5 protein-coding genes are annotated in these 2,728 nt (G+C 34.9%); all 5 read right to left on the minus strand.

The window, feature by feature from the left end:
* The coding region (locus tag ACIQ2X_RS16690) for a hypothetical protein (protein WP_396180143.1) at positions 1-416 on the minus strand (416 nt) is incomplete at its 3' end.
* Positions 385-651: a hypothetical protein gene (locus ACIQ2X_RS16695; protein WP_396180145.1), complete on the minus strand. Its 267-nt coding sequence runs from the start codon at positions 649-651 to the stop codon at positions 385-387. The genes ACIQ2X_RS16690 and ACIQ2X_RS16695, both read right to left, overlap by 32 nt.
* 556 nt (positions 652-1,207) lie before the next feature.
* The gene (locus ACIQ2X_RS16700) at positions 1,208-1,759 is read right to left on the minus strand and encodes a hypothetical protein (protein WP_396180146.1); all 552 of its coding nucleotides are present in this window, start codon (positions 1,757-1,759) and stop codon (positions 1,208-1,210) included.
* A 168-nt stretch (positions 1,760-1,927) separates the two neighbouring features.
* Entirely contained in the window at positions 1,928-2,317 is a 390-nt protein-coding gene (locus ACIQ2X_RS16705) for a hypothetical protein (RefSeq protein WP_396180147.1), read from the minus strand.
* Between the two features lie 167 nt (positions 2,318-2,484).
* A partial coding sequence (locus tag ACIQ2X_RS16710; protein ID WP_396180148.1) for a hypothetical protein occupies positions 2,485-2,728 on the minus strand: 244 nt, incomplete at its 5' end.

Here is a 2,728-nt window from a genome sequence, read left to right on the forward strand (position 1 = left end):
TCACCTTCTGACAAGATTGCATTGAACTTAAGCTTACAATTCTCTATCTCTCTACGTAGGGATCTAGTGCCTGCAAACTTGCTACCCTTGTGTTCAAAGGTATCAGTTCCTGGGAATGCTTTCCACCACTTAGCAAAGTCTTCACTAGCTGGTTTCGTTTTAATAATCTTGTCTTTGGGTGCTTCTTCTTTTAAGAACTTAAGAACGTTCTTGCCTGATAACGTAAGTTTACCTGATTCAGATACTAATCCTTTACGATAGACACCTTGATAGATCATCTCCATCTTGGTGTTACCATTACAAGCTTCCTTGATATCATGACCTTCCTCCAATAGTTTTAGGAGGAAGACCATGTCAAGTGTAAAGCCAGACTTTTGTATCTCTTTAAAATGGTAGAGCGTTAACTTTACGTTCATAATGTCTCTGTATTCTACGATCTATCTTCTTAACTAAACTCTCTGGTATACATACATTGATTCTAGCGTGCTCTTGTAGAATTTGTAGATCAATAAGATCAATCTTATCGCTCATGAAAACATCAATTTGAGCTTTACCAGGATCATTTAATGAGTGGTAAAATGCATGCATATCTTCTTGTAAATATACTAAATCTTTCTGAGCTTCACGCTCGTAGTCTTCATAATGTATCATGATTTTTCTTTTTCGTATTCTCTAAACTTTACATCTAATGTGCGTCCTGCATTGTCCCAGAACTGTGGACAATAGAACTTACCCTCTTCACGAGGTGATTCCGTTAACATAGCTTGTCTAAACGGATTCCATGGTGCTGTGTGTCTATAACAGCTAAACTTCATAGGACACTTCATGTCCATGCACATTGAGATATCAGCCATTGTCTTGTTGTTTAATAAGGGTATACCCTTAAAGTTTTTTTAAAAAATCAGGTTATAACTTTAAATTATTTTAAATAAATCAACTTATAACTTGATTTTTATTTTCCATTTTGATTAATAATTAATATACCATTCTTTGTGTATCTACCTGGTTCTAATTTACCATGCCACTCTTCGTGATCAACTTCCATTGAAAACTTCTTGAATGGTTCATATGGTAATACCTTAACCTCTTTTGGTGTACATGATGCTACTCCCAACATCAATAACAAGCATAGTTTATTCATCACCTTTATCTAGTAAGCTGTGAATTCTCATACCTATAACTATACCCATCAAAAATGCGAATAACGTTAACATGCTGCTAGTCCAAAGAATATGTAACTTCCTTCACGCTCGGTAGGTGATTGCTTGTATCTAATACAAGCTACATTAGGATCTTGATTGATCAACCATTTCTCCATTCTAACGAATGTAGTTTCTTTGGTGCCTTCTGTATATTGACGTGCAAACTTAACAGCATCAGCCTTAGTCTTGAATGATTGAGTCATACGATCTTCCCATCCTGCATACACATTATATCTTAGCTCCCATTTACTGGTGCCTTTAATAATATTATGCTCAACAACAGATCTAATCTTATTAACGTTGTTAATAGGTGTACTCTCTTCAATAGCAAAACATTCACGCTTGTTAGCAGTTTCTAGTTTCTTGTTGATGAAACTCATTTTGTCTAAACCAGAACGTTTAAACTCAGCTGTAACATCTTGATAACTATTACATGTACTGATAGTACCATTGTAGATATCACCACCATGCTCTTCAATAGCATTCTCTAATGCTGTTTCGAACGCAACTTGTTCGTTTCTACCTGTTTGTCTAATAATAAATTCTTGTGCTCCCATAATTATGTTTTTATTTAACTGTGAAAAAGAAAAGCCCCAGATATCTCTGAGGCTCAAAGCGTTACATATTGTAACAGTTTATTAACTAATTCGACAAACAGTCGAATTTATACCCTTCAAGGTATAAAAGTTGTACGATAGTGCAACATTATACCCTTTAAGGTGTAATTAGTTATAGAATCCTGTAAAAAACTTCCTAAGTTTCTGTCTCCACGTAGGCTTAAACTTCTCTACAATTGGTTTAAACACCAATGTAGTGGTTGTGCTAGTTGTGGGATTGGTAACTTGTTCGTAATAGTTATCATCTATACGTAATCCTAAGTTAAGCTCAAACATAGCCATAGTTAATTCTGCTCTATGCTTATTGATCTTGAATGTCTTCTTGATCAATGGTAGAGCTTTCTTACGCCATTCTTCTGTTTGTGCTGTTGTTAATGTGTACACACGCCAGAACTCTGGTGTATTTACAGCATCTTCATACGTGAGACCTATCATCTCCATTTGCATAGAGACTAACTTCCTGTTAATCTCTTCACGTTGTTTCTCTGTTCCTGCCATAATAGTTTGTTATAGTTATATTTTCCTTGCCTAAATGATCTAAATGTTTTCTAGCATCTTCAATAGTGCTATGTATTCTATAAGGATACATTGGATTTAATTCACAATCTGGATAATAAACATGAATAGAACTACTACAAGAAAAAGTTACAATCGTATTTCCCATGTTAGAATAAATTAAGTTGATTAGGAATGATCACTGGTGCTTTCTTTCCCTTATAATTAATCTTGTTAACAATCTTCTCAGCTTGTTCAATATAATAAGAATGGTTAATGTTATCTAGTGGATGTGAGGATGTTAGATGATTACATACTGTCATCACCCAATCACCTGCCTCCACTTGTGATATAGAAGCTGCACCTGATGCAGAATCAGCATTCTTTACCTTTAAGAGCTTCTCTCCTGTGTTT

Origin of the sequence: Flavobacterium sp. (genome assembly GCF_044368625.1) — a bacterium.
Taxonomy (GTDB): Bacteria; Bacteroidota; Bacteroidia; order Flavobacteriales; family Flavobacteriaceae; genus Flavobacterium.